Below are 1,734 nucleotides of genomic sequence, written 5' to 3' on the forward strand. Positions count from 1 at the left end.
TTGCACAGCACGCCATGAATGGCAAAGTAGGAAACATCCGGCGGCAGCTCGTCCTTGATGGGACGCAGCTTATCCGCGCCAACCTTCTCGATGGCCGCAAGGATGAGCGGCTCTTGCCCTGGAGGAACGATACGATCCCAGTCTACCTCGTAGCCTTCTCCCGCCGCGCGAATGATGTGTCCTTCCACAGTGACTTGACCCAGTCCCCGCTCCTTGGCGATGTCCCCCGTCGTAATCCCTTCGTTGAACATCTCCAGCGAGAGCAGATGGCTCGGCTGTTCATCTCCTGAGGCAGTTCGCGTCACTTGGGATGAAGTTCCCTGCTTACCTACGGATCCGGCTCCTCCGACATGTCCGGTCAACCGATTCGCAGCACCGGTCCCGCCCGATCCGGCGTCCCCTTGGGATATTTCGCCCCCTAACTCCGCTACGATTCGCGCGATGTCCTCGCCGTACTTGCTCACCTTGGCCGCGCCGATCCCCTTAATGGACATGAGCTCCTCCGCATGCCTCGGCCGTGCGCCTGCAATATCCTTCAACGTAGAGTCGAAAAAAATCATGAACGGAGGCACGCTCTCCCGGGCTGCCGCTTCTCTCCGCCATTGCTTCAACGCTTCGAACAACGGCGATGATTCTGCTGCCGTCATGCCGCCGCTGGATTGCCGCACAGAAGCTCGTACGCGCTGCGTGATCACTTGCTTGCCTTCCAGCACCGGCAAGGCGTTCGCTGTCAAAGATACCGTGGGATACTGCCCTTCGCTGAGCCGCATATACCCTTCCGCCACGAGCCAGTACAGCCAGTCCGCGATTTCCTTCTCGGGCAAGCGACTCATGAGGCCGTAGGTAGATAGCCTGTCCAGTCCGAACTCCAGCAGACGTTTGTCGCGGGAGCCCTTAAGCACCTTGGCGGCCATCGTAACGCCGAAGCGGCCTTTCATCCGGCCGACGCAGGACAACGCCATCTTCGCTTCCTCCGTCCGGTCGACCGCTTCGCTCTTGTCGAGACAGCTGCTGCACTTGCCGCACGGCTGCACGTCCGTTTCGCCGAAGTAATCGACGATGAACTGCTGCAGACAGCGCTGCGTCCGACTGTAGTTCATCATCTGATGGAGCTTGGACAGCTGGATCGACTTGCGATCCGTGTCGCCGGAGCCTTGCTCAATGAGAAATCTCTGTACCTGCATGTCGGCAGGCTCGAACAACAGGACACAGTCGCTTTCCTCGCCATCCCGGCCAGCCCTGCCCGCTTCCTGGTAATAAGACTCCAGATCGCCGGGCATTTGCCAGTGCAGTACGAAACGAACGTTGGGTTTGTCGATGCCCATGCCAAAAGCATTTGTCGCAACCATTACACGGCTGCGATCGAAGCGGAACGACTCTTGCGCCTCCGCGCGCTCGGCATCGCCGAGGCCGCCATGATATTTGTCCGCCGCAATCCCGTTCTTCTGCAGCATGGCGCATACCTCTTCCGTCTCTTTGCGGGTCGCCGCGTAGATAATGCCGGATTCGCCCTCCCGCTCCTTTATAAACTTCGCGAGGAACCGCTTCTTGTCGACGCCCGTCACAACGGAGAGCGACAGGTTCGGGCGGGCGAACCCCGTCACGTAACGGCGCGGTTCGTTCAGGCGGAGCATAGCTTCGATATCCTCGGCCACCTCCGGCGTCGCTGTCGCGGTAAAGGCCGCTACAAGCGGACGATTCTGCATGCGGCCGATCCAGCCGGCCAGCTGCCGG

At 60.2% G+C, this 1,734-nt stretch carries 1 protein-coding gene; it reads right to left on the bottom strand.

The genetic code is table 11. The features are described from left to right. Positions 1-1,734 (bottom strand): ATP-dependent DNA helicase RecQ (locus PAT3040_RS17160; RefSeq protein ID WP_258235021.1); only part of this gene is annotated, 1,734 nt, incomplete at both ends.

The sequence above is a fragment of the Paenibacillus agaridevorans genome (assembly GCF_003112455.1).
GTDB classification, from domain to species: Bacteria; Bacillota; Bacilli; order Paenibacillales; family Paenibacillaceae; genus Pristimantibacillus; species Pristimantibacillus agaridevorans.